Origin of the sequence: Borrelia persica No12, from assembly GCF_000500045.1 — a bacterium.
In the GTDB taxonomy this organism is placed as follows: domain Bacteria; phylum Spirochaetota; class Spirochaetia; order Borreliales; family Borreliaceae; genus Borrelia; species Borrelia persica.
Genome location: NZ_AYOT01000089.1, coordinates 1 through 2,809, shown reverse-complemented (window position 1 = coordinate 2,809; position 2,809 = coordinate 1). Strand labels below are relative to the sequence as shown.

Sequence of the window (2,809 nt, the reverse complement as noted above, 5' to 3'; positions counted from 1 at the left end):
TAGTTTTGAGACGAGAAGAGATGGATAAGATACTTGAAAATGCGATGTTGAAATTGGAGAAACAGGGTTATGATAAATCTGAACTTAAAATACGAATGTCTGAGATAAGCGAGAAATACAAAGAAAAGCCCCATTTTATAATCGAGAATAAAAAGTACCCGGACTTAAAAAAAGCCATTGGGAAACTTAAAAAAACGGTACCACAGGTAAAGGATGAAGAAGCAGAAAAGAAGAATCTTGAGATCAACATATTTAGCATACTAGTAGATCAATTTTCTAGGAAAGTGGATAGAGCAATTTTGTTCCCAATACTTAGGGAGTATTTGAGCAAACAAGAAACATTGGACTATAAAAAAACATTTAACAACCATTATTACAACGAAATCTTCGAAATAATAGAAGAAAAAGGATATTTAAAAATAAGAGAGAGTGAGAAAATCGTAACTTGAGGGTAATTAATGGAGAGTGTATTAGAACGCCTTAAAGAAAAAAAAATAGAAATCAAAAAAAAAGAAGACAAAACTATCTTTGTTAAAATAGAAGTAAGAGACCAAAAAAAAACATACCATACAAAAATTATGAAAGATTTATATATATTTAGAGCCAGCAAAAATCAAAAGCACAGATTTTTTATTTCATTCAGAGAATTGTTTAATAAAGAAAAAATAAGTTCGTTTTATTTGTTTGCTTTAAGAGACAATGATAAATTTTTAGGAATATTTTATGGACATAGGAAGCCAATCAAAAATATTGTAACAAGGTATGAAGAAAACGGAATTATGAAAGCATCCACATTTTCAAAAGTCTATTACATAGAGTTTAGATTTAAAACAGGAAGTGTATTTTGTTATATAACAGGAATTTCTTATTTACTTAGAAAAGAAAAGTCAAATACTAAATATTGTATGTCATTGATAGCACTACTCTCTGATTTAGAGGAAAAAGTGTATGAATTTTACAGTAAAAAATTACCAAAAGGAGGTCTTATAACAAAATGGATAGCAAAAAAACAAAAATAATGACCTTAGCATCGATAAAAGGGGGTGTTGGCAAAAGTACGAGTTCAATCATATTTGCTATACTATTGTCTCAAAAATATAAAGTACTTTTAATAGATATGGATCCTCAAGCATCAGTTACTAGTTATTTTTCTGATATTTTAGAAGGTCAAGACGTGAATATTAAAGAGAAAAACATTTATGAAGTATTAATTGATAAAATAAATATAAATTTATCAATTTTCAGAATAAACGATAATTTAAATTTACTACCTAGTCATTTGTATTTGTATCTTTTTTATGATGATAATATGCCTTTTAAAGAAACAAGATTGGAGGACAGCTTAAAATTGTTAGTAGATTCTTATGATTATATCATTATTGATACAAGTCCCAGTTTGGGTATTATTTTAACAAATGTTTTAGTTGTTACTAATTATATAATAGTGCCAATAGCAGCCCAAAAATGGGCTATCGAGAGTTTACAACTTTTAGAGTTTGCTTTAAAGAGATTAAGATTACAAGTACCCATCTTTCCAATGGTTACTAATTTTAAGAAAAATAATTCTTATAAATATTTGCTAGACATTATAAGCAGGGATTGTAACTTTTTAGGGATGATATCAGAACGAGAGGATTTAAATAGAAGGATAGCACAAAATAACATTTTTGATTTAAGTAAAGATTATATAAGAGAATATCAAACAGCGCTTGAAAAATTTTTCCAGTTATCGGAAAAATCTGTAATTCCATAAAAGGAATAGAATTATATAGTTTGTGTGTCTTATATTTTCATTAATTTTTAGAGAAATTGAGGAGTCTAATTATGAGTTCAAAAATAAGAAATATGGCAATAAAGATAAAAGATCGTATCATGGACAATGAAGAAAAAGTCACGATTATAAAGGATTGTGAATCCGAAGAGTCAAAAAAAGAACGATATGAGTATTTAGTAAGTGAATTGGCATTGCATACTGGCAAAGAGATAATTCATAAAATAGCAAATATGAAAATATTAAGAGAAATAAAAGAGCATCAGTATTATAAATATGGTAATTTTAATAATTTTGAAGAGTTTACTCGAACTTATAGAATTGCAAAAAGCCAGGCTTATGAGTATGTTCGTATGGCAAATGCTTTGAAAGAGGGGCTTATTGAAGAAATTTATATAATAGAAAATGGTATTCAAAATACATTGCTATTTTTAAGAAATAAAGAAGGTATTACATTGAAAAGATCTAATAGAAATATTATAAAGCCTTTAAGATTTCAACTGAGAACAGAACAAGCATATATTTATTACAAGGCAAAAGCTAAATTTACAAGTTTTCTTTTAGAAAAGTTGCTTAAAGATGAAAAGAGTATTTTAGATAAATATGAAGCAGAGTATAGGATGTCAAAAAAATAGTTGATATTGCCTTAAGTTTGATATATAATATTTAACATTAGTGGTACTTTCATTTTAAGTGCTACCTTTAATGTGATCACACTTATGAGCCTTTAGGTCTTGATTAAGTGTTCTTAATAAAAAGAATATTTAATTAAGGTCTAAATTTTTTATTTCCTAATTTTGTAATTAATAGTCTTATTTTTTGCGTTAGATATTTGTGATGTTGATTATGCTATACATATATTGACAAAAATTATTTTTTGTTATATTATATATTTTATAATGTGCATTAAAGGAGTATTTATAATGAAAAATATAAATAGTATATCAAAAACAAATATACAAGAGGGTAAAATTAATAATCAACAAATGACAATGGAACAAAAAGAAATAAATTTTTTTCAGTCACTACAGAATTTAC

The 2,809-nt window shown here is 26.3% G+C and carries 4 protein-coding genes; all 4 read left to right on the top strand.

Annotated features, from left to right (window positions below; translation table 11 throughout):
- On the top strand, positions 1-449 hold a 449-nt coding region (locus tag U881_RS0101760; RefSeq protein ID WP_024653058.1), incomplete at its 5' end, for a plasmid maintenance protein.
- 9 nt (positions 450-458) lie between these two features.
- Entirely contained in the window at positions 459-1,019 is a 561-nt protein-coding gene (locus U881_RS0101755; RefSeq protein ID WP_024653057.1) for a DUF226 domain-containing protein, read from the top strand.
- Positions 995-1,753, top strand: a complete 759-nt coding sequence (locus U881_RS0101750) for a ParA family protein (protein WP_024653056.1) — start codon at positions 995-997, stop codon at positions 1,751-1,753. The genes U881_RS0101755 and U881_RS0101750 overlap by 25 nt, the downstream gene beginning before the upstream one ends.
- A gap of 71 nt (positions 1,754-1,824) precedes the next feature.
- Positions 1,825-2,406, top strand: a complete 582-nt coding sequence (locus U881_RS0101745) for a chromosome replication/partitioning protein (protein WP_024653055.1) — start codon at positions 1,825-1,827, stop codon at positions 2,404-2,406.
- Positions 2,407-2,809: the final 403 nt, after the last annotated feature.